This is a genomic window from Paracoccus sp. (in: a-proteobacteria) (assembly GCF_030604785.1).
Lineage (GTDB): Bacteria > Pseudomonadota > Alphaproteobacteria > Rhodobacterales > Rhodobacteraceae > Paracoccus.
In genome coordinates this window covers 10,809-35,779 of the sequence record NZ_JAUVVF010000020.1, presented here as the reverse complement: position 1 = coordinate 35,779, position 24,971 = coordinate 10,809, and the positions used below count along the sequence as shown (strand labels likewise).

The 24,971-nt window shown below is 69.0% G+C and carries 20 protein-coding genes and 1 tRNA gene; 9 read left to right on the top strand and 12 right to left on the bottom strand.

What is annotated here, in order from left to right:
• Nucleotides 1-119: 119 nt before the first annotated feature.
• The 8 genes from opgC to QAR72_RS08320 form a co-directional block, all read right to left on the bottom strand.
• Complete coding sequence (gene opgC / locus QAR72_RS08355; RefSeq protein ID WP_304616909.1) at nucleotides 120-1,289, bottom strand: OpgC domain-containing protein; 1,170 nt, start codon at nucleotides 1,287-1,289, stop codon at nucleotides 120-122.
• Nucleotides 1,286-3,388: a glucans biosynthesis glucosyltransferase MdoH gene (gene mdoH / locus QAR72_RS08350; RefSeq protein WP_304616908.1), complete on the bottom strand. Its 2,103-nt coding sequence runs from the start codon at nucleotides 3,386-3,388 to the stop codon at nucleotides 1,286-1,288. The genes opgC and mdoH overlap by 4 nt, the downstream gene beginning before the upstream one ends.
• A 14-nt stretch (nucleotides 3,389-3,402) precedes the next feature.
• Nucleotides 3,403-4,947, bottom strand: coding sequence for a glucan biosynthesis protein (locus QAR72_RS08345; protein ID WP_304616907.1), 1,545 nt, complete (start codon nucleotides 4,945-4,947; stop codon nucleotides 3,403-3,405).
• 126 nt (nucleotides 4,948-5,073) lie between these two features.
• Nucleotides 5,074-7,320, bottom strand: coding sequence for a phosphoenolpyruvate--protein phosphotransferase (gene ptsP, locus QAR72_RS08340; protein ID WP_304616906.1), 2,247 nt, complete (start codon nucleotides 7,318-7,320; stop codon nucleotides 5,074-5,076).
• A gap of 76 nt (nucleotides 7,321-7,396) precedes the next feature.
• Nucleotides 7,397-8,653, bottom strand: coding sequence for an aspartate kinase (locus QAR72_RS08335; RefSeq protein ID WP_304616905.1), 1,257 nt, complete (start codon nucleotides 8,651-8,653; stop codon nucleotides 7,397-7,399).
• Nucleotides 8,654-8,731: 78 nt separating this feature from the next.
• Nucleotides 8,732-9,148 (bottom strand): DUF1178 family protein, encoded by a 417-nt coding sequence (locus QAR72_RS08330; RefSeq protein ID WP_304616904.1) that lies wholly within the window; start codon nucleotides 9,146-9,148, stop codon nucleotides 8,732-8,734.
• 13 nt (nucleotides 9,149-9,161) lie between these two features.
• Nucleotides 9,162-10,385 carry a 3-deoxy-D-manno-octulosonic acid transferase gene (locus QAR72_RS08325; RefSeq protein WP_304616903.1) on the bottom strand — a complete coding sequence of 408 codons (1,224 nt, stop codon included), beginning with the start codon at nucleotides 10,383-10,385 and terminating at the stop codon, nucleotides 9,162-9,164.
• 28 nt (nucleotides 10,386-10,413) lie between these two features.
• Nucleotides 10,414-10,487 (bottom strand) — tRNA-Cys (locus QAR72_RS08320).
• 153 nt (nucleotides 10,488-10,640) lie between these two features.
• Here QAR72_RS08320 and QAR72_RS08315 point away from each other — a divergent pair.
• From QAR72_RS08315 to QAR72_RS08305, 3 genes are read left to right on the top strand one after another with little or no spacing between them, the layout of a single operon-like run.
• On the top strand, nucleotides 10,641-11,294 hold the full coding sequence (locus tag QAR72_RS08315) for a protein-L-isoaspartate O-methyltransferase family protein (protein WP_304616902.1): 654 nt from the start codon (nucleotides 10,641-10,643) through the stop codon (nucleotides 11,292-11,294).
• Nucleotides 11,295-11,299: 5 nt separating this feature from the next.
• A complete protein-coding gene (locus QAR72_RS08310; RefSeq protein ID WP_304616930.1) occupies nucleotides 11,300-12,676 on the top strand; it encodes a TolC family outer membrane protein in 1,377 nt (458 codons plus the stop codon).
• A gap of 26 nt (nucleotides 12,677-12,702) precedes the next feature.
• Entirely contained in the window at nucleotides 12,703-14,304 is a 1,602-nt protein-coding gene (locus tag QAR72_RS08305; protein WP_304616901.1) for a hypothetical protein, read from the top strand.
• Nucleotides 14,305-14,543: 239 nt separating this feature from the next.
• On the opposite strand, the gene QAR72_RS08300 is transcribed toward QAR72_RS08305, so the two are convergent.
• Nucleotides 14,544-14,858, bottom strand: coding sequence for a TIGR02300 family protein (locus QAR72_RS08300; protein WP_304616900.1), 315 nt, complete (start codon nucleotides 14,856-14,858; stop codon nucleotides 14,544-14,546).
• Nucleotides 14,859-14,996: 138 nt separating this feature from the next.
• Here QAR72_RS08300 and QAR72_RS08295 point away from each other — a divergent pair, with 138 nt between their 5' ends.
• Both QAR72_RS08295 and QAR72_RS08290 read left to right on the top strand, forming a co-directional pair.
• The gene (locus QAR72_RS08295) at nucleotides 14,997-15,653 is read left to right on the top strand and encodes a M48 family metallopeptidase (RefSeq protein WP_304616929.1); all 657 of its coding nucleotides are present in this window, start codon (nucleotides 14,997-14,999) and stop codon (nucleotides 15,651-15,653) included.
• A 33-nt stretch (nucleotides 15,654-15,686) separates the two neighbouring features.
• Nucleotides 15,687-16,343: a GntR family transcriptional regulator gene (locus QAR72_RS08290; RefSeq protein WP_219830000.1), complete on the top strand. Its 657-nt coding sequence runs from the start codon at nucleotides 15,687-15,689 to the stop codon at nucleotides 16,341-16,343.
• 19 nt (nucleotides 16,344-16,362) lie between these two features.
• Here QAR72_RS08290 and QAR72_RS08285 read toward each other — a convergent pair whose 3' ends face one another.
• Both QAR72_RS08285 and hemB read right to left on the bottom strand, forming a co-directional pair.
• Nucleotides 16,363-16,977: a YSC84-related protein gene (locus QAR72_RS08285; protein WP_304616899.1), complete on the bottom strand. Its 615-nt coding sequence runs from the start codon at nucleotides 16,975-16,977 to the stop codon at nucleotides 16,363-16,365.
• Nucleotides 16,978-17,047: 70 nt separating this feature from the next.
• Nucleotides 17,048-18,043, bottom strand: a complete 996-nt coding sequence (gene hemB, locus QAR72_RS08280; RefSeq protein ID WP_304616898.1) for a porphobilinogen synthase — start codon at nucleotides 18,041-18,043, stop codon at nucleotides 17,048-17,050.
• A 118-nt stretch (nucleotides 18,044-18,161) separates the two neighbouring features.
• Here hemB and QAR72_RS08275 point away from each other — a divergent pair, with 118 nt between their 5' ends.
• Genes QAR72_RS08275 through QAR72_RS08260 form a run of 4 tightly spaced genes read left to right on the top strand, consistent with a single transcriptional unit; the run spans nucleotide 18,162 to nucleotide 23,988 of the window.
• A complete protein-coding gene (locus QAR72_RS08275; protein ID WP_304616897.1) occupies nucleotides 18,162-18,734 on the top strand; it encodes a hypothetical protein in 573 nt (190 codons plus the stop codon).
• Nucleotides 18,735-18,776: 42 nt separating this feature from the next.
• Nucleotides 18,777-22,256 (top strand): transcription-repair coupling factor, encoded by a 3,480-nt coding sequence (gene mfd / locus QAR72_RS08270; RefSeq protein ID WP_304616896.1) that lies wholly within the window; start codon nucleotides 18,777-18,779, stop codon nucleotides 22,254-22,256.
• Nucleotides 22,253-23,383 carry an aminodeoxychorismate synthase component I gene (locus QAR72_RS08265; protein ID WP_304616895.1) on the top strand — a complete coding sequence of 377 codons (1,131 nt, stop codon included), beginning with the start codon at nucleotides 22,253-22,255 and terminating at the stop codon, nucleotides 23,381-23,383. Before mfd ends, QAR72_RS08265 begins: the two co-directional genes overlap by 4 nt.
• Nucleotides 23,344-23,988 (top strand): aminotransferase class IV family protein, encoded by a 645-nt coding sequence (locus tag QAR72_RS08260; protein WP_304616894.1) that lies wholly within the window; start codon nucleotides 23,344-23,346, stop codon nucleotides 23,986-23,988. Before QAR72_RS08265 ends, QAR72_RS08260 begins: the two co-directional genes overlap by 40 nt.
• Here QAR72_RS08260 and QAR72_RS08255 read toward each other — a convergent pair.
• Nucleotides 23,985-24,923 (bottom strand): LysR family transcriptional regulator, encoded by a 939-nt coding sequence (locus QAR72_RS08255; RefSeq protein WP_304616893.1) that lies wholly within the window; start codon nucleotides 24,921-24,923, stop codon nucleotides 23,985-23,987. The genes QAR72_RS08260 and QAR72_RS08255 overlap by 4 nt on opposite strands.
• Between the last annotated feature and the right edge of the window lie 48 nt (nucleotides 24,924-24,971).

The window sequence follows — 24,971 nt, the reverse complement described above, 5'->3', positions numbered from 1 at the left end:
CTCCTCCTCCGGTGCGGTGGCGGGCGATGCCGCGCCTTCTCGTGACCCGTCGTCAGCTGATGTGACCGTTTCGTGAAGGCGCTTTAGACGATTCCCTTGCGCCCGTCACCCCCGCTGCGTCACCCGCGTGACGCCGCCCGAGCCGCGGCCCGCGCCAGCCGCCGTTCGGCCCGGCGGGCCCTTTGCGCCCGCCGCCAGGGATCGCCGTGGCGCAGCCACAGGACGGACAGCCACCACAGGGCGATGCAGGCCCAGACATCCACCGCCAGCCGGGCGGCGACAGACTGCCCTTCGGGGTTCATCTGCAGGGCGTCGCCCAGCACCGACAGCAGCACGCAGGCGCCAAAGGACCACAGGCCGCCGCGCCCGATCTGCTGCATCCAGACGCCCGGCCTGCTGGCGGCGATCCGCGCCATCAGCGGGCCAAGCGGCACCACGACCAGCCAGGTCGCCGCCATGATCGCCAGATAGCGGGTGCCGTCGAGGTTCCATTTGTCGATCGTGCCATAGACCATCCGCATCGCCTGCCTGACGGCCAGAGCGGGTTCTCCGATGCGGGCCGCGATGACGATGGCGCAACCGAAGGCGAACATGCCAAGGGCCAGCGCCGTCACCAGATGCCGGCGCGGCAGAAGCGCGGCCATGATCCTGTCCCGGAAAAGGCCCATCGCCACGCCCGAGAAGAACAGAAGCTGCCAGCCGAAGGGGTTGAACAGCAGCCCGCCCTGACGGCGATGGTTCGGCAGCAGGCTGTTCAGCTCTGGCCCGTGCCACCAGATCGCGACCAGGGCCACGGCGATGATCAACGGCCAGCGCAGCATCAGCGGCACGATCAGCGGCGTCACCGCCAGAAGCACGACATAGACTGCCAGCACGTCGACGATGTTGGGCTGCAACCACAGCGAGGCCAGCGAGCCGATATAGCCAAGCGGGTTCTCGATCACCCAGACCGCGTATTGGTTCCAGATCGCGGTATGCTTCATCCCCGCCGCCAGAAGCGCCGCAGACAGCAGCGCCATCAGCACGCCGATCAGGATCATCGCGCGCCAGACCTCGAAGGCGCGGCGGGCAAAGCGCCATTGCGCGCTGCGCTGTCCCTCGCGCCGCTCGACCGACAGCCAGACCATTCCGACCAGGAACCCCGACAGCAGCACGAACAATTCGGATGCGTCGAAGATCGAGAAGTTCGGCAGCGTCACCCCCCGCATGACCGAGACCGGCATGTGGTTGACCATGATGCTGAGCAGCGCATAGCCGCGCAGCATGTCCAGCGTGATCAGGCGGTTCATGCGGGCAGCGCGCTCCAGCGGGCCAGAAGCGCCCGGTCCGAGACCAGCGCGTCGGTTTCCGCCGGGTCCAGATAATCCAGCGCCTCGGACTGGCTGCGGGCATGGTCGATCTTGGCGCCCGCCGTCACGCGCAGCAGCGCCAGCGCCGTCGGCAGATCGCCCTCGGAGGGGGGCAGGGCGGCCAGATGGTTCTGCATCACCTGCGGATCACGCCCCAGCCGCAGCAGCGCCTCGCGGCCGCTGACAGGCGCGGGCAGGGCGCGGGCGATGGCGGCGGCCTCGGTCAGGATCGAGGGCGGGTCGCGTTCCTCGGGCGTGACCAGCAGGCCGCGCATCCGCGTCCAGCGGCCCAGCACCGCGCTGGCCGACAGCCGCGCCGTCAGCGGCGACAGGATCAGCCCGGCCAGGATCGGAGACAGCCAGATCAGCTGCGGCGGCGAGAATTGCCACAGCACGACCAGCGTTCCCAGCCCCAGCAGCACATGGGACCAGTGATGGCGCAGCACCAGCCCCCAGCCCGGCACATGGCCGGCCCGGATCTGCGGGTTCCAGCCGCTGTCGCGGCCCTGCAGGATCTCGGCGATCTGGCGGGTCTGGACCAGCATCTGCACGGGCGCGATCAGCGCCGACAGCACCGTCTCGAAGATGGCGCTGGCGAATATCCGCACGCGCCCGCCCGAATTGCGCGCCAGAGGCCGCGCCCAGGCCCGGAAGGTCGCGATGAACTTGGGCAGCAGCAGCAGCGCCATCGCGATGGCGAACAGCCACAGCATCCGGCGGCTGTCGAAGACCGGCCATTCGGGGAAAAGCTGATAGGCGTTCGGGAAGTATTCGGGTGTGGACAGAAGCACCGTCGCCGACAGGACAAGGCCCACGAGGATCAGTGCCAGCCAGATCGGGCTCATCAGGAAGCCCATCATGCCGATGATGAAATGCGCCCGGCTGATCCCGCGCATCCCGTTCATGCCCAGAAGCCGCGCGTGCTGCAGGTTGCCCTGCGCCCAACGGCGCTCGCGGGCGGCCATGTCCATCAGGGTGGGCGGGCAGCCCTCGTAGCTGCCGCGCAGGTCGTGATCCAGCCGCACCTTCCAGCCCGCCCGGCAGAGCGCCGCAGCCTCGACGAAATCGTGGCTGAGGATCGTGCCGCCAAAGGGCGGACGGCCCGGCAGGCGCGGCAGGCCGCAGGCCTGTGCGAAGGCCTCGACGCGGATGATGGCGTTGTGGCCCCAGTAATTCCCCGTATCGCCCGACCAGGCCGAGACGCCGCGCGCGATCATCGGGCCGTAGACGCGACCGGCGAACTGGGTCTGACGGGCCAGGATCGTCTCGCCTCCGACCAGCATGGGCATGGTCTGGATCAGCCCGATGGCGGGGTCGGCGGCCATGCGCGCGGACAATTCTCGGATGGTCTGGCCGCTCATGACGCTGTCGGCGTCCAGCACGACAAGCTGGTCAAAGCGGCCGCCCCATCGACGCAGGAATTCCGCGATGTTGCCGGATTTGCGGTCCTCGTTGTCGGCGCGGCGGCGATACCAGATCGGCAGCGGCGACAGCGCCCGCGCGGCGGCCAGCGCCTGGCTTTCCTGAACCGCGATCGCGGCATCGCGGCTGTCTGACAGAACGAAGATCTCGGTGCGCTCGGCCATGCCCTCGGCGGCCAGTTCGCGCGCCAGCGCCACAAGCAGGCTGATGCTGGCCGAGGCATCCTCGTGATAGATGGGCATCACCACGGCCAGGCGGGCATTGCCCGCATCCTCGGGCGTGGTCAGGCGCGGCGCCAGAAAGCCCGCGACCGTCGCGCAGAAGGAGAAACCCACCCAGGCGAAGGTCGGAACGAACAGCGCCAGGAACGCCATCTGCATCAGCGTCGGATCGGCGCCGAAGGTCGCCAGCATCTGCCGGAACCCCAGAACCGCGATCGCCGCCGTGCCGCCAAAGGCCACCAGCCGCGCCGCCCAGACGCGGATCGAGTTCATCTGCCGCGCAGGGCCGCCGCGATGGGCCGCCCGGAAATCCTGGACCGGCATGGCCAGAGGCGCCTCGGGCGGCATGGCGGATGCCATGTCGCGCGCGGCCGCGTGAAGCGGCTTTCCGCTCATCATCTGCGGCCTTGTCATGCGGTCCAGCGCGTCAGCCAGGTCTCGGACAGCGCGCGACCCTCGGGATCGGTCAGCACGGCCTGCAGGTCGGCCAGCTGGGCGCGACCCGGCTCGAACTCGAAGGCGAGGCGCAGGGATTGCTGGTCGGGAAGCCGCTTGAGATAGGCATGCACGATATTGCCCGCCGAGGCCTTGACCTGGATCTGGGGCAGTTCGTCGCGGAACATCGGCAATTCGTAATCGATGATGAAGCTGCGCGTCGTCTCGACATTGATCGACCGCCCCGAGCGCACCTGACGCACGCGGGCCAGCGGCATGTCGTCGGGGGGCAGCGCCGAAAAGCCCATGCGATAGCGGTATTCGTGCCGCTGCCCGCGCGTGATCGGCGCCTTGGGCACCCAATAGCTGACGATGTTGTCGTTGAACTCATTCTCGACCGGGATCTCGACCAGCCGGACCTCGCCCTCGCCCCAATCGCCGACCGGCTCGATCCAGGTCGAGGGGCGCAGGTGATACATCGCCTCGGCGTCCTGATAGGTCTCGAAGTCGCGGGCGCGCTGGATCAGGCCGAAGCCGCGAGGGTTGTTGTCCACGAAGCTGCTGATCTGAAGATTGCGCGGCGACATCAGCCCCCGCCACAGCGCCTGCCCGGCGCCCGTATGCATCTGCAAACCGTCGCTGTCGTGGCAGGCGGGGCGGTAATCGTCGACCACCCGTCGCGAGGCCGGGCTGAACCAGAACATCGAGGTCAGCGGCGCCAGCCCCGTCTCGCGCAGATCGACGCGCGGGAACAGCGCCATGCGCGTCTCGACCATGGTCGTCGCGCCGGGATGGACGGTGAATTCGTAGGCCCCTGCAACTGACCGGCTGTCCAGAACCGCGTGGATTCGCACGAAATTGTCGCCCGGTTCGGGCTGGTGAATCCAGAAATCGGTGAAAAGCGGGAATTCCTCGCCATCCGGGCTGCCGGTCTTGATCGCAAGCCCGCGGGCGGACAACCCGTAGAGCGTGCCGCGCGCCACCGCGCGGAAATAGCTGGCCCCCTGGAAGACCAGAAACTCGTCCATCACGTCGGGGCGGTTCAGCGCCGTGCGGATGCGAAAGCCCGACCAGCCCATATTGCCCACCGTGGACAGGTCCGCGCCGTCAGGGAAATGCGAGGGGTCGAATTCCAGCATCGCCGGGTCAAAGGGCAGGTGCCGCGCAACGCCGTTTCGCACGATGCTGATCTGGACGGGCTCGTAGAAGATCATGCCCGGCGACAGCAGGTCCATCCCGAAGGCGCCGCCGGCGCCCAGGGGATCGCGGTCGCGGCGAAAGCGGATGGCGCGATACTGGTCGTAGTTCAGATTGGCGAAGCTGCCCACCAGTTGCGAGATCGGCTGCTGATAGACCCGCGTCGCGCGTTCCGCCGCGATCGCCGCGACATGTTCGAAGCCGAAGGGCTGGGGACCGATGGCGGCGGGATCGGCCGCAGGTTCGGCACCGGCCGACCCGGCCAGAACTGCACCACCGGCAGCCATCGCAGTGGCTGCATTGAGGAATTGACGACGCTTCATCTCACCGATGTTCCGAAAATCTTTCCGTATCATAAGCCTGCCGCCGCAGCGCAGCAAGCGCCCTTGCCGCGATCTTGAGCCGATCGGCAAGGAAAGGCCCGATCCGCGCGCGGGCAGGGCAGGCCGCTACTGGCGGGCCAGCCAGGCCGTCACGGGGCCGCGCACGGTGGGCATGCCCGCCTCGATGGCCTCGTCGATGACCTGCCGCAGCTCGATCAGCGAGACGCGGCGGATCAGGTGCTTGACCGGCCCGATCGAGGCCGGACGCATCGACAGCCGCCGGAAGCCCAGGGCGGCCAGGACCAGCGCCTCGATGGGTCGGCCCGCATCCTCGCCGCAGAAGGACAGGGGCACGCGAGCCTCGTCGCAGCGTTCCACGATTTGGCGCAGCAGCGTCAGGAAGGACAGGCTGAGCGTGTCGTAACGGCGGCGCACGCGTTCGTTCTCGCGGTCTGCGGCAAAGAAGAACTGCTTGAGATCGTTGCCGCCGACCGAGATGAAGTCGCACATCTCGTAGAATTTCCTGGGCGCGAAGGCCAGCGACGGGGTCTCGAGCATGGCGCCCACGCGGATGTCGCTAGGCATGTCGTGGCCCAGCCGCTGCTCGCGCGCCATTTCTTGCATCAGGATGCGGTAGGCCGCCTCGTATTCGGTGATGTCGGTGATGAAGGGGAACATCACATGCAGCGGACGCCCGACGCTGGCGCGGATCAGCGCCTGAAGCTGCATCCGCAGGATGCCGCGCTTGTCCAGACCCACGCGGATGGCGCGCCAGCCCATCGCCGGGTTGGGCTCGTCCTGCGGCTTCATGTAGGGCAGCACCTTGTCCGAGCCGATATCCAGCGTGCGGAAATGCACGGGCTTGCCCTGCGCGCTGTCCAGCACGCGGCGGTAAAGCCCGGCCAGTTCGGCGCGCTTGGGGACGTGGCTGCGAATCAGGAACTGCAATTCCGTGCGGAAAAGGCCTACGCCCTCGGCCCCCGACCCCTCGAGCGAGGGCAGGTCGGCCATCAGCCCGGCATTCATGTAGAGCTGCACATTCGTGCCGCAGGTCGAGGTCGCGGGCAGGTCGCGCAGGCTGGCATAGCGGTCCTGCGCTGCCGCCTGCATGGCGATCTTGTCCAGAAACGCCTTGGCGACGCTTTCCTCGGGCCGCAGATGGACGACGCCCTGATCGCCATCGACAAGGATCGGATCGCCGTTCAGCGCCTCGGTCGTGATGCGGGCGGCGTGGATCACCAGCGGAATGGCCAGAGCGCGCGCGACGATGGCGGCATGGCTGCCGACCGAGCCTTCCTCCAGCACGACCCCGCGCAGGCGGCGGCCATATTCCAGCAGTTCGGCCGGGCCGATATTGCGCGCCACCAGGATCGGATCGGCGGGCATCTCGGCGCCGGTATCGTGGCCCTGTCCCGTCAGGATGCGCAGCAGGCGGTTCGACAGGTCGTCCAGATCGTGCAGCCGGTCGCGCAGATAGGGGTCGGCGGCCATTTCCAGCCGGGCGCGTGCGGCGGATTGTTCCTTCTCGACGGCGGCCTCGGCGGACAGGCCAAGGCGGATATCCTCTTCCATGCGGCGCAGCCAGCTGCGCGAATGGGCGAACATGCGATAGGCTTCCAGCACGGCGGCGTGGTCGCCCTCGCCGCCCATATCGGCGGCGGCGACCATCTTGTCGACGGTGCTGCGCAGCCGGTCCACGCCTTCATGCAGGCGGGCCAGCTCCTTTTCGGGATCGTCGCCGACAGGGTTGGCCACGACGACGCGCGGCTCGTGCAGCCAGACATGGCCGGCTGCCGCGCCCTCCTGCCCGGTCGCGCCGCGGAACATCTGCGGAAAGCGGTGAGCGCGGGGCATGGAGTCGGCCTGGTCGCCCTGAAAGGCGCCCAGTTCCGTCATCTCGGCCAGCACCATCGCCACGACTTCGAGGCCGTAGATCTCGTCCTCGCTGAACAGGCGCGCGTCGCGGCATTGCACGACCAGCACGCCCAGCCTTTCGCCGACGCGCTGGATCGGCACGCCGAGAAAGCTGGGAAAGACCTCTTCGCCGGTCTCGGGCATGAAGCGGAAGCCGGGCTCGGCGGGGGCATTGGCGGTGTTCACGTTGCGCCCGGTCCGGGCCACGCGCCCCACCAGACCCTCGCCCAGGCGCATCCGCGTCTGGTGGACGGCCTCGGCCCGAAGGCCCTCGGTGGCGCACAGCTCAAGCGTCTCGGGATCGCGGAACAGATAGATCGAGCAGACCTCGGTCCCCATCGAATCCGCGATCAGATGGGTGATCCGGTCCAGCCGGTCCTGCCCGTCACCGGGCGCCGACAGGATTTCCTTGAGCCGCCGCAGCAGCCTGCGCGAGTCGCCATCGGTGCGATCCTGCATCGCCTGCCCGCCCCTTGACCGCGCGCGCCCCCTTGCGACGGGGCGCGCCTTTCGACATCAGGAAAACCCTGAGGGTTTACGCCTGCTCCAGTTCGAACGCATCATGCAGCGCCTGCACGGCCAGTTCCATGTATTTCCGGTCGATCAGCACCGAAATCTTGATCTCGGAGGTGGAGATGACCTTGATGTTGACGTTCTCGTCGGCCAGCGCCTTGAACATCTTGGCGGCGACGCCCGCATGGCTGCGCATGCCGATGCCGACGACGCTGACCTTGGCGACCTCGGTATCGACGACCAGTTCGTCATAGGCGATGGTGCCGGCCTGGCGGGCCTCTTCCATGGCGCGCTTGGCGCGCTCAACCTGGTTGATCGGCACCGAGAAGGTCATGTCCGTCACCGAACCGGGGTGATCGTCATAATCCTTTTCCGAGATGTTCTGGACGATCATGTCCACATTGACGCCCGCATCGGCCAGAGGCGCGAAGATGGCGGCCGAGATGCCGGGCCGGTCCTCGACCGTGACCAGCGTGATCTTGGCCTCGTCGCGCGAAGAGGCGACGCCGTTGACGACTTTCGATTCCATGATTTCATCCTCATCGCAGATCAGCGTGCCAGACGTCTCGTCCCCGTCCTCGAACGAGGATAGCACCCGCAGGCGCACCTTGTAACGCATCGCCAGTTCGACCGAGCGCGTCTGAAGCACCTTGGCGCCAAGCGAGGCCAGTTCCAGCATTTCCTCGAAGGCGATGCGGGGCAGCTTGCGCGCCTTGGAGGTGATGCGCGGATCGGTCGTGTAGACGCCGTCCACATCGGTGTAGATGTCGCAGCGCTCGGCCTCGAATGCGGCGGCAAAGGCCACGGCGGTCGTGTCCGACCCGCCCCGACCAAGCGTGGTGATGCGGCCCTCGGGCGACAGGCCCTGGAAGCCCGCCACGACGGCGACCTTCATGCCTTCGGCGAATTTCTGGTCGATATTGGTGCGCGGGATGTCCACGAAGCGCGCCGCCGAATGGGCCGAGGTCGTGTTGATCGGCACCTGCCAGCCCTGCCAGCTGCGCGCGGGCACGCCCATTTCCTGAAGCGTCAGGGCCATCAGGCCGGCGGTGACGTTCTCGCCCGAGCTGACCACCGCGTCATATTCGCGCGCATCGAACAGCGGCGAGGTCTGCTCGACCCAGCCCACCAGTTCGTTCGTCTTGCCCGACATGGCGCTGACGATGACGATGACGTCATAGCCGCGCTCGACCTCGCGCTGCACCTTCTTGGCGGCGTTCCGGATCCGATCCAGATCGGCCACGGACGTTCCGCCGAATTTCATCACCAGAAGGGGCATGCAGAGCCTCCTGCCCAGGGGTTGACCATTGGGCGGGCTTCTAGGGGCGGGCGTGAAAAACCGCAAGAGGCGGCGGGTCTAGTTCGCCTTGCGTCGCGGCAGAAAGGGCAGGGGGGCGACCGGCACGCCGTCCTCGATCAGCTTGCGCGCGTCGTCGGGCCGCGCCTCGCCGTGGATGGCGCGGGACGGGCTGCGTCCCTCATGCATCGCGCGGGCCTCGTCGGCGAAGCTGAGGCCGACGTAATCGGAATTCGTCTCGATATGCCGGCGCAGCTTTTCCAGCGCGGCCTCGGCCTCGGATCGGGGGGCGGTCAGGCTGGGCTTATCCTCGGTTGAGGCGACGTTTGGTGCCATCAGCGCCTTTTCGACTTGGCTGCTGCCGCAATGGGCGCAGGACAGCGCACCGGCCCTGCGCGCCGTCTCCCAGGCGTCGGACGACCGGAACCAGCCGTCGAATTCATGCCCTTTGTCGCAGCGCATGGCATAGCGGATCATGCGAAAGCTCCTGTCACATGCGCTTCATATCGGGCGCCTCCCCGCCCGAGGCAAGACCCGCCAGATGCGCGATCAGTGGGCCCGGATCGCCCGCGCGCCCGTCGAGGGCGGCCCGCGCCTGATCGCCCATCGCCCGCATCCGCTGCGGCCGGGACAGCAGGTCCGAGAGCGTCGCGGCCAGCGTGTCCGCGCTGATCTCCTGCGCCGCGCGATGGGCGTCGAGATGGTCGAACCCTTCGCGGAAGTTCTCGACATGGGGGCCGTGCAGCAGGGCACAGCGATAGGCGGCGGGCTCCCAAGGGGTATGGCCGCCGCGTTCGACCAGAGATCCGCCGACGAGGCAGATCCCCGCTGCGGAATACCACAAATCCATCTCGCCCAACGTATCGGCCAGCAAAACCCCGCCCTGCGGTGCGGCATCGGCGCCCTGGCTGCGGCGCGCCAGGGACAGGCTGCGCGATGCCGCAAGCACCGCGATCGCCTCGCCGCGGTCGGGATGGCGGGGCGCCAGGATCAGCCGCGCGCCGGGATGATCGGCGCGAAGCCGCAGAAAGGCGTCGAGGATCGGCGCATCCTCGCCCTCATGCGTCGAGGCCGCCAGCACCGTTGCGTCGCGCGCCGCGTCATGGGGCGGGGGCGCGATCCGGGCGGGGTCGATCAGCTTCAGGTCCAGCCGCGGCAGCAGCGCAGCCGCGGGCAGGCCCAGCCGCAGCAGCCGCGCCTCGCTGGCCTGATCCTGCGCCGACAGCGCCGAGATGCGCCCCAGCATCGGCCCGATGATGCGCGGCAGCTTCGACCAGGTCGCGGCCGAGCGCTCCGACATCCGCGCCCCGATCATCGCATGGGCGATGCCGCGCTGCGCCAGCAGCCGCGAGCGCAGAGGCCAGAATTCGCTTTCGACGGTCAGCAGCAGGCGCGGGCGGACGGCGCCCAGAAACCGGTCCAGCGCGCCCGGCAGGTCCAGGGGCGCCAGCCGCGCGGGCAGACCCCACCCGGCCGCCAGGTCGCGACCCGTCTCGCTGTTGGCGGTGATCTGCAAGGGCATGCGCTCGGCCAGGGCGACGATCACCGGCCGGGCCGAGTTCAGCTCGCCCACCGATGCGCCATGGACCCAGATCGTCGCCGGGCCGGGCAGCGCATCCACCGCCAGCCGCTGACGCAGCGCCGCACTGCCGCCCACATGCGCGCGCAGGCGCAAGGCGGCCTCGGCGATGCGGGTCGTGGCGGCATAGATCATGGGGGCGCAACCCTCGCGTCGGAAATCGTGGAGGTGGGTACCGGAATCGAACCGGTCTTCACGGATTTGCAATCCGGTGCGTAACCTCTCCGCCAACCCACCGCCGTCGAGAGTGCGCCTCGTCTAGACCAAAGCCGGGGCCGGTGCAAGATGCCAAGCGAACGGGCATCGGCCCGCCTAGCGCAACAAGCGGCGTTGCCGATGCCGGGGAAACATGGCAATACGCCCGAAATGGTCGAGCAGAGGGTCCCCCACATGACCGATTTTGCCGCGCGGCGCACGATGATGGTCGACAACCAGGTGCGCCCCAGTGATGTCACCAGCCTTCCCGTGATCGCCGCGATGCTGGCAGTCCCGCGCGAGGAATTCGTGCCTCCGGCGATGCGCCCGGTGGCCTATTCGGGCGAGAACCTGAACATCGGCCATGGCCGCGTCCTGCTGGAGCCGCGCACGCTGGCCAAGCTCTTGGACGCGCTGGCGATCCAGCCCGACGAGCTGGTCCTGGATCTGGCCTGCGGCTACGGCTATTCGGCCGCCGTGATCGCGCGTCTGGCCCAGGCCGTCGTCGCGATCGAGGCCGAACAGGAACTGGTCGCCGAAGCCGAGCAGCGCCTGTCCGAGGCCGGGGTGGACAATGCCGCCGTCCTCTGCGCCGCGCTGACTGAGGGCGCCCCCCGCCAGGGCCCTTATGACGTGATCCTGATCGAGGGCGCGGTCGAGCATGTCCCCGACGCGATCACCGACCAGCTTCGCGATGGCGGCCGCATCGGCGCGGTCTTCGTCGAGGGCGCTCTGGGCGTCGTGCGGATCGGACACAAGGTGAATGGCCGCCTGTCCTGGCGCTATGCCTTCAACGCAAAGGCCCCGGTTCTGGACGGCTTCAGCCGCGCCCCCGGGTTCAGCCTGTGAGCGCGCTGCGTCGCCTGACGCTGGCGGCGGTTCTGGCGCTGGCGCCGGCAGCGCCCGTTCTGGCCGAATCGCTGGCCGACACGATGGTCGCCGCCTATCGCCATTCCGCGCTGCTGGAACAGAACCGCGCCGTGCTGCGCGCCGCCGACGAGGATGTCGCACAATCGGTTTCGGCGCTGCGTCCGGTCGTCCAATGGGTCGCAAGCCATTCGGCGCAGCGCCCCGAGGGCGGCACGACCACGCGCAGCAGCTCGTTGACGCTCGGCGCGCAGCTGACGCTGTTCGATTTCGGCCGCTCGCGGCTGGCGATCGACGGCGCCAAGGAACAGGTCCTCGCCACCCGCGAGGCGCTGGTCGGGGTCGAACAGGACGTGCTTCTGTCGGCGGCGCAGGCCTTCTTCAGCCTGCGCGAAGCGACGCAGCAGGTTTCGCTGCAACAGAACTCGGTCGAGGTTCTGGGCCGCGAACGTCAGGCCGCGCAGGACCGCTTCGAGGTCGGCGAGATCACCGTGACCGACGTCGCGCTGGCCGATGCCCAGCTTGCCGCGACGCAGGCCAGCCTTGCCGCCGCGCAGGGCCAGCTCGAGATCGCGCGCGAGAATTATGCGACCGTCACCGGCCTGCGTGCGGGCACGCTGGCCGCGCCGCCCGCTCTGCCCAGCCTGCCCGCCACGCTGGACGAGGCACGCGCCCTGGCGCAGCGCAACCACCCCGCGATCAAGCAGACGCAGCGGCAGGCCGCCGCCGCCGAGATCGCCGTGGCCGCCGCCGCCGCGGAACGCAATCCGACGCTGACCGGGAATGCCGGCATCGGCGTCTCGCGCAGCCCGAATCAGTTCACGGGCGATTACGACACGCGCAATTCCTCCTCGGTCGGGATCGAGATGCGCCAGACGCTCTATTCCGGCGGCCGGCTGCCCTCGCTCCACCGCGAGGCGATGGCGCAGCGCGATCAGGTCCGCTCGGCCTTGCTGAACACCTCGCGGCAGGTGGTGCTTCAGGTGGGCGAGGCTTGGGCGAACATCGATGTCGCACGCGCGCAGATCCGCGCCATCGACCAGCAGATCAGCGCCGCCCAGCAGGCCTATGAAGGCGTGCGCGAAGAGGCGCTGCTGGGCGCGCGCACGACGCTGGACGTGCTGGATGCAGAGCAGGCGCTGCTTGAGGCGCGGGCGAACCGCATCACGGCCGAGAGCAATCTGCAATTAGCACATTATCAACTTTTGGCTGCTATGGGTCTCCTGACGGTAGAAAACCTGAACCTGGGGATCCCGACCTATGACCCGACGCAGTATTACAACGCGGTCCGCAACGCGCCGCATACCAGCAAGCAGGGCGAAAGCCTCGATCGCGTTCTGCGCGCCATCGGCCGGGACAACTGATCCCGCCCCCTGCTGCGGGGGGCACCATGACTGACCCCCGTTCCCGCGTCTCTGCCCGGTCCGATGATCTGGGCGAGACGCTCTACAACATCCGCCGCATGATTGCCGAGGATGATGCCCTGGCTGCCGCCCGGGACCGCCTGCAATTGCTGCGCGATCAGGTCGAACACGAGGATTCGGCCGAGTTCCTGGCCCGCCGCCATGGCGGCAACGCGGCGCTGGCCCGGCAGCTTGCCGGGGCCGAGATCGTCTCGGACCTGATGGGCGGCGCGACGACGACAACAAATCCTTTGCCGTCCGATCAGTGGCCTCTGGGCACGCTGGCCAATGCGCCCGACGCGCCGCGTCCGACGCTGGCGCGCGCCGAGCCCGCGCGAAACGATCTGCCCCGCCGCCTTGGCAGCCTCTTCGACGAACTGACCGAAGACCTTACCGAGCCCGGACCCGATGGCGGTTCGATCCTGGCGGATTTCGAGACGGTTCTGGCCGCCACGCCCGAGCCTCTGGCATTTGCCGAGGACGCACCCGCGGGCGTCGCCGATGACCCGGCAGGCGACGACGAAGAGGCGCAGATCCGCGACCTGCTGTCCCGGATGGTGCGTGACCAGATCGCGGCCGATCTGGCCCCGGCGCTTGACGCGCATCTGGATCAGGCGCGCATCGCCGGCATCGGATCGGCCATGCAGGGCGACCTGCGCCTCGAGACGAGAGAGGCGCTGGAGCGGATGGAACGCGCGCTGGCCGAGATGCAGACAAGCCTCGACTCGCGGTTGCAGGCGGCGCTGTCCGACGATCTTCCGGCGCGGATCGAGGCAGATCTGGCCCGCCTGTCGCGGGCGCTGCGCGAGGAATTCGGCGAAGGCTTCGTGACAGCCGCCGATCTGGTCCGTGCGACAGGCGCCCTTGGGGCCGAACTGGCCGACAGGAGCGCAGCGCTGCGCGACGATCTGGTCCTGGCGAAGCAGGATCTGCGCGCCGAGATGTCGGCACAGCGCGACAGCCTGCGCCAGGATCTGCTGGCCGGGTCGGCGCAGCTCGAGGCCCGGTTCGATGCGGCGGCCGAGGGTCTGCGCGCAGACCTGACCCGAGACGCCGCGCTTCTGCGCGCCGACATGCTGTCTTCGCTGCCCGCGATCGCTCAGGCCGAGATCGACGCCTCGCTGCCCGACCGCATCGCGTCCGAGCTGAAGCAGGGTCTGCGCGACGTGGTTCTGGGCGATTTGCGCGAGACCGTGCAGACCGAGATCGAGAGCGATCTGCCCGAACGCATCCGTCAGGAACTGGGACATACGCTTCCCCAGATCCGCGCCGAGATGGACGAGGCGGTCAGGACGACCTGCGACACCGCCGTGACCGAGCGTCTGGGCGCGCTGATCGAGGGCAGTCTGCGCGACCAGGTCCGTGAAGGCGTGCGCCACGAGCTTGAGGGCGATCTGGCCGGCCTCTTGCGACAGCAATTGCAGGGCAGCCTTCGCGAGGCGATCGAGGGCGGCATCCGGGCGGAATTGTCGGACATGATCCGGGGCGAATTGCTCGGCGAACTGGGCGAGCGCTTCTCGCGCAACCTCCGCATCGTCATCCGCCGCGAAGTCGCCGCCGCGCTGGACGCGCAGATGCATCGTATCTGAGCGGCGCAGCGTCCGGGCTCAGAAATCGCAAGACGCAACGTCCAGCGGTTTAGGCCCCATCGGAACCTCTCGGCGCGTCCGGCTGCCTGGCCTGCGGACGCGCCGACGATCCCGCTGATGCTCTTCCAGGACGCTCGGCACTGCCCGCTCACTCGCATCGGGAGGCCCCTTGGCCGGCATCGGGCTGCCTCCGCTTCACGAAAGAAGAAAGGGCCACGGTTTCCCGTGACCCCTGCAGCTTATTCCTCGTCGTCGCCTGCGACATCGGCGATGTCGTCCAGCGACACGTCGCCGTCGTCATCATCCTCTTCCAGCAGATCATCGTCCAGCTCGCCGGCATCGTCGGCGATGTCGTCCTCGTCATCGACCAGATCATCGTCGTCGCGGGCGGCGGTCTTCTCGCTGACCAGCGCCTTGCCCCGGCCCTCGTTCATGCTTTCCAGCGTGAAGCTGTGGCCGCAGGCGGGGCAGGTCATGGGGTCGTTGCGCAGGTCGTAAAAGCGCGTGGCGCAGGTCGGGCACAGGCGTTTCGTGCCCCATTCCTCTTTGGGCATGGTAATCTCCTTCAGCCGCGATTAGGGGAAATCCGGCGCCCCCCTGCCACAGCGGCCTGAGGGTGTCAAAGGCTTTATCTGGCAGGCTCCGTCACCCAAGGCAAGAGCGTGGAGACAACCTTTACCATCGATGACGGGATGACCGTCCGGCTGAAGCGCTCGGCGCGGGCGCGGCGCATGACGCTGCGCGTTCCGCGCGATGGCGGCGCCCCCGTCCTGACCCTGCCGCAACGCGCCGCCGCCGCCGACGGCATCGCCTTTGTCCGCGAGCGCGCAGACTGGCTGCGCGCCGCGATGGGCCGCCGCCCGCTGCCGCAGATCGTGGCCGCAGGCGCGGTCCTGCCGGTCGAGGGGCGGGGACTGCGGATCACACCTGCCCCCCTGCGCGCGGTCGAGGTCAGTGGCGATACGCTTCTGGTGCCCGAGGCGCGGCCGGCGGGTCCTGTGACCGCCGCCTGGCTGCGGGTTCTGGCCGCCACGCGGCTGCGCGACGCCTGCGACCGGCATGCCGCTCGGCTGGGGCGGCCGTGGCGGGCGCTGGTGCTGCGCGACACGCGCTCGCGTTGGGGCAGCTGCAACCATGACGGGCGGCTCATGTTCTCGTGGCGCCTTGCCATGGCGCCGCCCGAGGTTCTGGATTACGTCGCCGCCCACGAGGTCGCGCATCTGGCGCATATGGACCATTCGCCGCGTTTCTGGGCCACGGTCGAGACGCTGCTGCCCGACCACGCATCGCAGCGCGCCTGGCTGAAATCCGAGGGCGGCGCGCTGATGCTGTGGCGCTTTCACGATTGACGCGGCGCGGATTCGTGATCACAGCTTGCCCGCATGACCGTTCTTCGCCCCGCCGATCCCGCCGCCCATGAGCGCCTCTACCGAGGCCTGCGCTCGCGCATCATGCTGGGCGAGCTGCCGCCGGGCAAGCCGCTGACGCTACGCGGCATCGCGCAGGAATACCACCTGTCGATGACCCCCGCGCGCGAGGCCGTCCGCCGTCTGGTGGCCGAGGGGGCGCTGACGCTGTCGGGCTCGGGCCGGGTGGCCACGCCGGAATTGTCGGACGAACGGATCGAGGAACTGGCCGCCCTGCGCGCCCTGATCGAGCCGGAACTGGCCGCCCGCGCCCTGCCGCGCGCCCATTTCGCGCTGATCGACCGGCTGGCGACGATGAACGGCCGCATCGCCGACGCGGTCGAGCGCAATGACGCTGTAGGCTATATCCGCTGCAATCTGGAATTCCATCGGATGCTGTATCTGCGCGCCCAGGCGCCCGCGATGCTGGCCGTGCTGGAGACGATCTGGCTGCAGCTTGGCCCCACGATGCGGGCGCTTTACGGGCGCGTCAAACGCAACGAGCCGCCGCGCCATCACCGGATGATCCTGGCAGCCTTGCGCGCGGGCGACGAGCCTGCGCTGCGGCTGGCGGTGCGGGCCGATGTGACCCATGGCCTGCGCCATCTGACCGGGCCGGACGGGCGCGGCTAGCCCAAACTGCGCCCCGCGGTCAGCCCTGCGGCAGGCCCGTCCCGCCAAAGCGGATATCGGCGAGGGTCGAGGGGATGACGCGACTGTATTTCGTGCCCTCGATCGCGGCGCCGGCCATCAGGCCGGCCTGGCCGAAGATCATCGCCACCACCGGGAATTGCGCGCTGAACGTGTCCGCACCGACCGCCATGCCGCCCGCGGGGATCGCGTAGAAGGCGCCTGCGCCCGCCACCCAGCCCGGCGCGCCCCGGAAGGCGGCCAGCGACTCGTCGGTCTGGAAGATCAGCACATGCGCATATTGCTGCGCGCCGGCCTGAAAGCCCACCGTGGCGCGGGTGGCCGAATAGTAGTCGACCGTCTGCCCGTTGATGCGCAGCGCGCCCTGGCCATAGGCGCCGCCGAAGCCAAGCGCGGCCTCGGTCATCAGCGGCATGTAGAGCACGCCGCGCGCCTGCTGGACCAGGGGCGCGGCCGCAGGATAGTTCGAGATCAGGAACTGGTGCGTCTGGTCGACCCGCGCATCCAGCTGCGCCGCAGCGTTGCTGCCGACCGCGTTGGTGCAGCCCGCCAGCATCAGCGCCGCGCCGCCACCGGCCAGAAGGCCCCGGCGGCTCAGGGTGGGGGAATGGCTCATCTGTCGCCTCTCTGGTTGCGGAGGCTCTGGCCGGCCCCCTTGGCGCGAAAGGATAGCGATTGCCGAGGGATCACGCCAGCATCTCGGCGACGGTGGGCGCGAAATAGCTCAGCACCCCGTCGCAGCCCGCCCGGCGGAAGCCCAGAAGGCTTTCCAGCATCGCCTCGCGCGAGAGCCAGCCGTTGCGGATCGCCTGTTCCAGCATCGCGTATTCGCCGCTGACCTGATAGGCGAAGGTGGGGGCGCCGAACTCGTCCTTGACCGCTCGGCAGATGTCCAGATAGGGCATGCCGGGCTTGACCATGACCATGTCGGCGCCTTCGGCCAGATCGCGGGCGACGCAGCGGATCGCCTCGCCCCGGTTCGCCGGGTTGATCTGATAGGTCTTCTTGTCGCCCACCAGCCGCCCCGAGGCCCCGACCGCATCGCGGAACGGGCCGTAGAAGGCGCTGGCGAACTTTGCGGCATAGGACAGGATCGAGACATGCTTGTGGCCCGCTTCCTCCAGCGCGCGGCGCAGGGCGCCGATGCGGCCGTCCATCATGTCGGAAGGCCCCAGCACGTCGGCGCCGCATTCGGCCTGGACCAGCGCCATGCGGACCAGCGCCTCGACCGTCTCGTCGTTCAGGATCTCGCCATCGACGACCAGCCCGTCATGGCCGTTGGCGTTGTAGGGGTCCAGCGCGATGTCGGTCATCACGACCAGATCCGGCGCCACCTCCTTGACGGCGCGGATGGCGAGGTTGCCGATATTGTCGGGGTCCCAGGCGCGTTCGCAGCCCTCGGTCTTCAGCGCCTGGTCGGAATGGGGAAAGATGCAGATGGCGGGAATGTTCAGGCGCGCCGCCCGTTCCGCCGCGCGGCGCGCACCGTCCAGCGTCAGCCGCTCGACGCCCGGCATCGAGGCGATCTCGCCCTCGGCGCCCGCCACCTCGGTCACGAAGATCGGCCAGATCAGGTTGGCGGGGGTCAGGTTCGTTTCCGCCACCATGGCGCGGATATTGGGGGTGCGGCGCAGCCGGCGCAGGCGCGTGGCGGGGAAGGGGGCGATGATCGGGCTGGCCATGGGACTTCCTTGCTGCTGGTGGCGGCTTCTCGACGCGGCGCGCGGGTGCGGCAGGGCGCTTTTCCTCGGCCGAAACCCGTTCTAAGGTCACGGGCGCCCAAGGACAAGGAACAGCCTCTTGCCGCCATTCGACAGCCTGATCGGGGTGCTAGCCAGCCGGTCCTTCAGCACGATCTGGTTCTGGCTGGCTCTGATCGGCATGTGGTCGGCGGCCGGGCGCACCGTGCTGGGCGTCCCGGTCGAGGTTCTGGCCCGCGCGCGCACCGCCCTGCGCCGCGACGCCCCCGACGGCCCCGAGGCGATCACGCTGATGGACTGGCTGTCGCTGACCCTGCCGCGCTGGCGGCTCGGCCCGCGTGAAGGCGTGGTGTTTCTGGGTGTGACCAGTTTCGGGCTGACCTCGCTGGCAGTGCTGGGCTTCGGCTTCGGTTTGGAACTGGCGCAGGCATTGACGCTGGTGGCGGTGCCCTTCTGGCTGCTGTTCTGGCTGCGTGTGCGGCTGGCCCGCCGGCTTGCCCCGATCCTCTCGGACGCGCAGGAAGGCAGCCTTCCCCTGCCCGAAGCGGTCAGCGGGGCGGTGCGGCATATGGTCCGCCACCGCATCCTGCACATGGCGCTGTCGGTCGCGGCGGTGCTTGTCACGCTGCTTTGGGGCATGCTGTGGATGCTGATCCGGCCTTTCGGTTTCTGAGGACGCCTTGACACCGCCAACCCGCCCCTTAGGTCAGCGCGCATGACCCAGCAGATCATCCTGTCCGGCGCCCCCGAGGGCTATGACGCGGCGCTTCTGGCCCGCGAGGCCGCCCGCCCCGAAAACGGCGGCGCGCCCGTCATCCACATCGCCCGCGACGACCGTCGCATGGCCGCGATGCGCGCGGCCCTGGCCTTTCTGGCGCCCGGCCTGCCGGTGCTGGATTTTCCGGCCTGGGACACGACGCCCTATGACCGCGTCTCGCCCCAGCCAGAGATCCAGGCGGCGCGGATGGGTCTTCTGGCGGCTTTGGCGCAGGGGCGGATCAAGGGGCCATTCGTCCTGCTGACAACGCTCAGCGCGGTGATGCAGCGCGTGCCGCCCCGCGATCTGGTCCGCGCCACCGCCTTTTCGGCCAGCGTGGGCAGCCGCGTGGACGAGGCCGCCTTGCGCGACTTCCTCGTGCGGATGGGCTTTCAGCAAAGCCCGACCGTGACCGAGCCGGGCGATTACGCGATCCGGGGCGGGATCATCGACATCTTCCCGCCGGGCGGCGCCGGGCCGGTGCGGCTGGACCTCTGGGGCGACGTGCTGGACGGCGCGCGCCGCTTCGACCCCGAGACGCAGCGCAGCACCGAGACGCTGACCCGCGTCGAACTGGCTCCCATGTCCGAGGTGATCCTCGACGAGCCATCGATCACGCGGTTCCGCCAGAATTACCGGGCCGAATATGGCGGCGGTCAGAACGACCCGCTTTACGAAAGCGTCAGCGCGGGCCGAAAGACGGCCGGGGCCGAGCATTGGCTGCCCTGGTTCCATGAGCGGATGGAGAGCCTGTTCGACTATCTGCCCGGCGCATCCCTGATGCTGGACGACCATCTGGCACAGGTGGCCGAGGCGCGCCGCCGCATGATCGACGAGCAGTTCGAGGCCCGCCGCGCCGCCATGGCCGCCAAGGGCCGCGCCGACAGCGTCTATAAACCCGTTCCGCCCGACGCGATGTTCCCCACGCCGGCGGAGTGGCAGGGCTGGCTGGACGCGCATCGGGTGCTGCGGCTGTCGGTGCTGAACCGGCCTCCGGGGCCGGGCGTGCTGGATGCGGGGGGGCGCGTCGGCCGAAACTTCGCGCCCGAGCGGCAGGCCGAGCAGATCAACCTGTTCTCGGCCTTGGCCGACCATGTCCGCCATCTGGCCCGCGATCATCGGGTGGTGATCGCCAGCTTCTCGGACGGGGCGCGCGAACGCCTGTCGGGTCTTCTGGCCGATGAGGGGCTGGCGGGCGCGACCGCCATCGCCGATCTGCGCGACCTGCCCGACCGGCCGGGTTCCATCGGCCTGGCCGTCTGGCCCCTGGACGAGGGGTTCGTGGCCGATGGCAGCGCCCTAGGCCGGATCGCCGTCATCTCGGAACAGGACGTGCTGGGCGACCGCCTGATCCGGGGCGCGAAGAAGCGCCGCAAGGCCGAGAATTTCCTCAAGGACACGACCACGCTCAGCCCCGGCGATCTGGTCGTCCATGTCGAACACGGCATCGGTCGCTACATGGGCATCGAGACCATCATGGCGATGAAGGTGCCGCACGACTGCGTGGCGCTGGAATATGCCGGAGGCGACCGCCTGTTCCTGCCGGTCGAGAATATCGAGCTTCTGTCCCGCTATGGCCACGAGGAAGGCCTGCTGGACCGTCTGGGCGGCGGCGCCTGGCAGGCGCGCAAGGCGCGGCTCAAGGAACGCATCAAGCTGATCGCCGACAAGCTGATGCGCGTCGCGGCCGAGCGGTTGCTGCGGCCCGCCCCGGTGCTCGAGCCCGACGATCACGAATGGCAGCAATTCGCCGCCCGCTTCCCCTACAGCGAGACGGACGACCAGCTGTCGGCCATCGAGGACGTGGCCGAGGATCTCGCCGCCGGCCGCCCGATGGACCGGCTGGTCGTGGGCGACGTGGGCTTCGGCAAGACCGAGGTCGCGATGCGCGCGGCCTTCATCGCCGCCAGCCAGGGGATGCAGGTCGCGGTGGTCGCGCCGACCACGCTGCTGGCGCGCCAGCACTTCAAGACCTTCGCCGAACGCTTCCGCGGCACCGCGATCAACGTCCGGCCGCTGTCGCGCTTCGTCAGCGCCAAGGACGCGGCGGCCACCCGCACCGGCCTGTCGGACGGCAGCGTGGACATCGTCGTCGGCACCCACGCGGTCCTCGCCAAGGGCGTGCGCTTCAAGAACCTCGGCCTGCTGATCATCGACGAGGAGCAGCATTTCGGCGTCGCCCACAAGGAGCGCCTGAAGGAGCTGCGCTCGGACATCCACGTGCTGACCCTGACCGCGACGCCGATCCCGCGCACGCTGCAGCTGTCGCTGACCGGGGTCCGCGATCTGTCGGTCATCGGCACGCCGCCGGTGGACCGCCTCGCCATCCGCACCTACGTGTCGGAATTCGACAGCGTCACCATCCGCGAGGCGCTGCTGCGCGAGAAGTATCGCGGCGGGCAGAGCTTCTTCGTCGTCCCGCGCCTGACGGACCTGCCGGATGTCGAGCACTGGCTTCAGGAGAACATGCCCGAGCTGAACTACATCGTCGCCCACGGCCAGCTGGCGGCGGGCGATCTGGACGCGCGGATGAACGCCTTCTACGACGGCAGCCATGACGTCCTGCTGGCGACGACCATCGTGGAATCGGGCCTCGACATCCCCACCGCCAACACGATGATCGTCTGGCGCGCGGACATGTTCGGCCTCGCGCAGCTCTACCAGATCCGGGGGCGCGTCGGCCGGTCCAAGGCCCGGGCCTATTGCTATCTGACCACCAAGCCGCGCGTGCCGCTGACGCCGCAGGCGATGCGGCGGCTCAAGTTCCTGGGGTCCATCGACGGGCTCGGCGCGGGCTTCAACCTCGCCAGTCAGGACCTCGACCTGCGCGGCGCCGGCAACCTTCTGGGCGAGGAGCAGTCGGGCCACATCAAGGAGGTCGGCTTCGAGCTCTACCAGCAGATGCTGGAGGAGACGATCGCCAAGCTGAAATCGGGCGAGATCGAGGGCACGCCCGAGGACGAATGGGCGCCGCAGCTGAACCTGGGCGTGCCGGTCACGATCCCGGAGAGCTACATACCCGATCTGGATGTGCGGCTTGGCCTCTACCGGCGTCTGGCCGAGCTGACCACCAAGGTCGAGCTCGAGGGCTTCGCGGCCGAGCTGATCGACCGCTTCGGCCCGCTGCCGCGCGAGGTGAACACGCTGCTTCTGGTCATCCGCATCAAGGCGATGGCCAAGCGCGCCAACATCTCGAAACTGGATGTCGGCCCCAAGGGCGTCACGGTCCAGTTCCACATGGACAAGTTCCCGAACCCGGCCGGGCTGGTCGAATACCTGTCGGACGAGCGCGGCAATGCGAAGGTCATCGACAACAAGGTTGTGCTGAAACGCGACTTCGCCACCGATGCCGACCGGATCAAGGGCGCCTTCGCCGTGGCCCGCGATCTGGCCGCCAAGATCCGCGAAGGCCGCGCCGCCGGAAAGGCCAAGGGATGAGCGCCGGTCTGATCCGCTTCGATACCGGCCCGCTTGGGGACGGCACGCTGTTCGCAGCCCCCGAGGCGGTAATCCGCGCCGACACGCCCGAAGGGGTCGGCCCGGCCCTGGCCGCGATGCAGGCCGCGACGGCGCGCGGGCGCTGGCTGGCGGGTTATCTCTCCTATGAGCTGGGTCATGCGCTGACGCCGCGCCTGTTCGATCTGATGCCCACCGACCGGCGGATGCCGCTGATCCTGATGGGGGTCTTCGACGCGCCCCGGCCGGCGCCGCCCCTGCCTGCGCCGGATGGCGTCCGGATCGGTGTGCCGAAACCGCTCTGGGACCGGGCGCGCTATGACCGGGCGCTGGGCGCGGTGCATCGCTATATCGAGGCGGGCGACACCTACCAGATCAACCTGACCTTCCCGCTGGAGGCCGAGGTCAGCGGCGATCCGCTGGCCGTCTATGCGGCGCTGGCCGCGCGCCAGCCGGTGGGCGAGGGGGCCTTTGTCGATCTGGGCGGGCCGGTCGTGCTGTCTCGCTCGCCCGAATTGTTCTTTGCCGTCGATCACGCGGGCACGATCCGGACGCGGCCGATGAAGGGCACCGCGCGGCGGGGCGAGGATCCGGCCAGCGACCATGCCAGCGCCGAAGGCCTGCGCCTGTCCGACAAGAACCGCGCCGAGAACCTGATGATCGTCGATCTTCTGCGCAACGACATCAGCCGCATCTGCCATCCGGGTAGCGTGCGCGTGCCGGACCTGTTCACCATCGAGACCTATGCCACGGTCCATCAGATGGTTTCCACCGTCGAGGGGCGGCTGCTGTCCGGCGTGGGCCTAGCACAGATCCTGGGCGCGCTGTTTCCCTGCGGCTCGATCACCGGGGCGCCCAAGATCCGCTCGATGGAGATCATCGCCGAACTCGAGGGCGCCGCGCGCGAGGTCTATTGCGGGGCGGTGGGCTGGGTCGATCCGGCCGGGCCGATGCGCTTCAACGTGGCGATCCGCTCGCCCTGGTTCAGCGCGCCGGACCGCTTGCGGCTGAATGTGGGCGGCGGCATCGTCCATGACAGCGAGGCCGGGTCCGAATGGGAGGAGGCTCTGTGCAAATCCGCATTCCTGGGCCATTTCCCGACGGGCTGACCGTCTTCGAGACGATGCGCGCAGAGGCCGATGGCCGCATCGCGCTGTGGCCGCTGCATCTGGCGCGGCTGCGGCGCGGCTGTGCGGCCCTGGGCTTTCCGCTCGACGAGCCGCGCGTCATGGCCGCGCTGGCGGGGCTGCCGCGCGGGCAGGTGCTGCGCGCGCGGCTGGCCGTCGATGCGGCGGGCGCGCTGTCCCTGACGCATGCGCCCCTGCCGCCGAACCCGGCCGCATGGCGCGTGATGATCTCGGATCACAGGCTGGATGCGGGCGACCCTTGGCTTGGCGTCAAATCCTCGCACCGCCCGGTCTATGAAGCCGCCCGCGCCGACCTGCCGCCGGGCATCGACGAGGCGATCCTGCTGAACCGGTCGGGCGCGCCCTGCGAGGGGACGATCACCAGCCTGTTTCTGGACCGCGGCGATGTGCTTCTGACGCCGCCGCTTTCGGCCGGGCTTCTGCCGGGAGTCCTGCGCGCCAGCCTGATCGCGGCCGGCCGTGCGCGGGAAGAGACCCTGACGCGGGACGATCTTACGGGGCCTGGGCTGATGATGGGCAACGCGCTGCGCGGGCTGATCCCGGCGGTGCTGACCTTGCGGCCCTAGCCCGACAGCCCGGTCTTTTCGATCACCTTCGCCCGGACGCGCTGCGCCAGTTGCGACAGCGGGCGGTGGCGCAGGTTCAGCAGGAAGTAGGGCGCCACGCGGATGTCGCGCTGGACGGTCAGCAGGGCAAAGCCCGCCCCGACCGGCGCCCGCCGCAAGAGCAGCCCGACCTCTTCCGAGACCGAGGCCACCGCGTTGCTTTCGGCCAGATAGGCCATGGTGAAGACGATCGAGGCCGACGAGACGATGTTGCGCGGCTCGGGCAGGCCGACCGAGGCAAAGGCTTCCAGCGTCGCCTCGCGGATGGGGGCGCCGCGCTGCTGCATGATCCATTCGTATTCGCAAAGCTCGGTCAGCGTGACCATCGGCGCGCGGGCCAGCGGATGGCCCGCGCGGGTGCAGAAGGCGACCTTTTCGTCGCGCATGGGCAGGATCTCGAAATCGCGGCTGTCGAATTCGGGCAGGATCCGGGCCAGGGCGAAATCCATCTCGCCGGCGATCAGGTGCTGCATCAGATCGCGCGAGGGCAGGACCTCGACGGTGATGTCGGCTTCGGGGATCTCGTGCTTGATCTCGCGGATGGCGGGGACCAGATGGCTGACCGCCGGCCCCGTCACCGCGCCCACGAGGACGGAACCCGCATGGCCGCCGCGCAGGGCGGTGACGTCGGCCGCCATGTTGCCCATCTCGCGCAGGATGGTGCGGGCGCGCCGCAGAACCGCGATGCCGATTTCGGTCGGGTGCATCCCCGAGGGCTGGCGCAGGAACAGGGGTGCGCCCAGCTGCCGCTCGGTCTCGGCCAGCATGCGAGAGGCGGCGGGCTGGGTCATCGCGCAGGCATCGGCGGCGGATTGCAACCGGCCCGTCTCGGCGATCCGCAGGATCAGGCGCAGCTGCGCGGGCTTCAGATGCAGCCGGGTAAGGGGGTATGACATATCAAATCCGCTATGACCAAGTGCCGTAATATCATTTTACGGTTATCT

Bases quoted from the DNA above. Each gene is read 5' to 3' on its own strand.
- QAR72_RS08335 (WP_304616905.1), bottom strand. From the start codon at position 8,653: ATGCCCCTTCTGGTGATGAAATTCGGCGGAACGTCCGTGGCCGATCTG.
- QAR72_RS08325 (WP_304616903.1), bottom strand. From the start codon at position 10,385: ATGATCTATGCCGCCACGACCCGCATCGCCGAGGCCGCCTTGCGCCTG.
- QAR72_RS08345 (WP_304616907.1), bottom strand. From the start codon at position 4,947: ATGAAGCGTCGTCAATTCCTCAATGCAGCCACTGCGATGGCTGCCGGT.
- QAR72_RS08265 (WP_304616895.1), top strand. From the start codon at position 22,253: ATGAGCGCCGGTCTGATCCGCTTCGATACCGGCCCGCTTGGGGACGGC.
- mfd (WP_304616896.1), top strand. From the start codon at position 18,777: ATGACCCAGCAGATCATCCTGTCCGGCGCCCCCGAGGGCTATGACGCG.
- QAR72_RS08290 (WP_219830000.1), top strand. From the start codon at position 15,687: ATGACCGTTCTTCGCCCCGCCGATCCCGCCGCCCATGAGCGCCTCTAC.
- QAR72_RS08315 (WP_304616902.1), top strand. From the start codon at position 10,641: ATGACCGATTTTGCCGCGCGGCGCACGATGATGGTCGACAACCAGGTG.
- hemB (WP_304616898.1), bottom strand. From the start codon at position 18,043: ATGGCCAGCCCGATCATCGCCCCCTTCCCCGCCACGCGCCTGCGCCGG.
- QAR72_RS08330 (WP_304616904.1), bottom strand. From the start codon at position 9,148: ATGATCCGCTATGCCATGCGCTGCGACAAAGGGCATGAATTCGACGGC.
- QAR72_RS08255 (WP_304616893.1), bottom strand. From the start codon at position 24,923: ATGTCATACCCCCTTACCCGGCTGCATCTGAAGCCCGCGCAGCTGCGC.
- QAR72_RS08285 (WP_304616899.1), bottom strand. From the start codon at position 16,977: ATGAGCCATTCCCCCACCCTGAGCCGCCGGGGCCTTCTGGCCGGTGGC.
- ptsP (WP_304616906.1), bottom strand. From the start codon at position 7,320: ATGCAGGATCGCACCGATGGCGACTCGCGCAGGCTGCTGCGGCGGCTC.
- QAR72_RS08305 (WP_304616901.1), top strand. From the start codon at position 12,703: ATGACTGACCCCCGTTCCCGCGTCTCTGCCCGGTCCGATGATCTGGGC.
- QAR72_RS08295 (WP_304616929.1), top strand. From the start codon at position 14,997: ATGACCGTCCGGCTGAAGCGCTCGGCGCGGGCGCGGCGCATGACGCTG.
- QAR72_RS08300 (WP_304616900.1), bottom strand. From the start codon at position 14,858: ATGCCCAAAGAGGAATGGGGCACGAAACGCCTGTGCCCGACCTGCGCC.
- opgC (WP_304616909.1), bottom strand. From the start codon at position 1,289: ATGAACCGCCTGATCACGCTGGACATGCTGCGCGGCTATGCGCTGCTC.
- mdoH (WP_304616908.1), bottom strand. From the start codon at position 3,388: ATGAGCGGAAAGCCGCTTCACGCGGCCGCGCGCGACATGGCATCCGCC.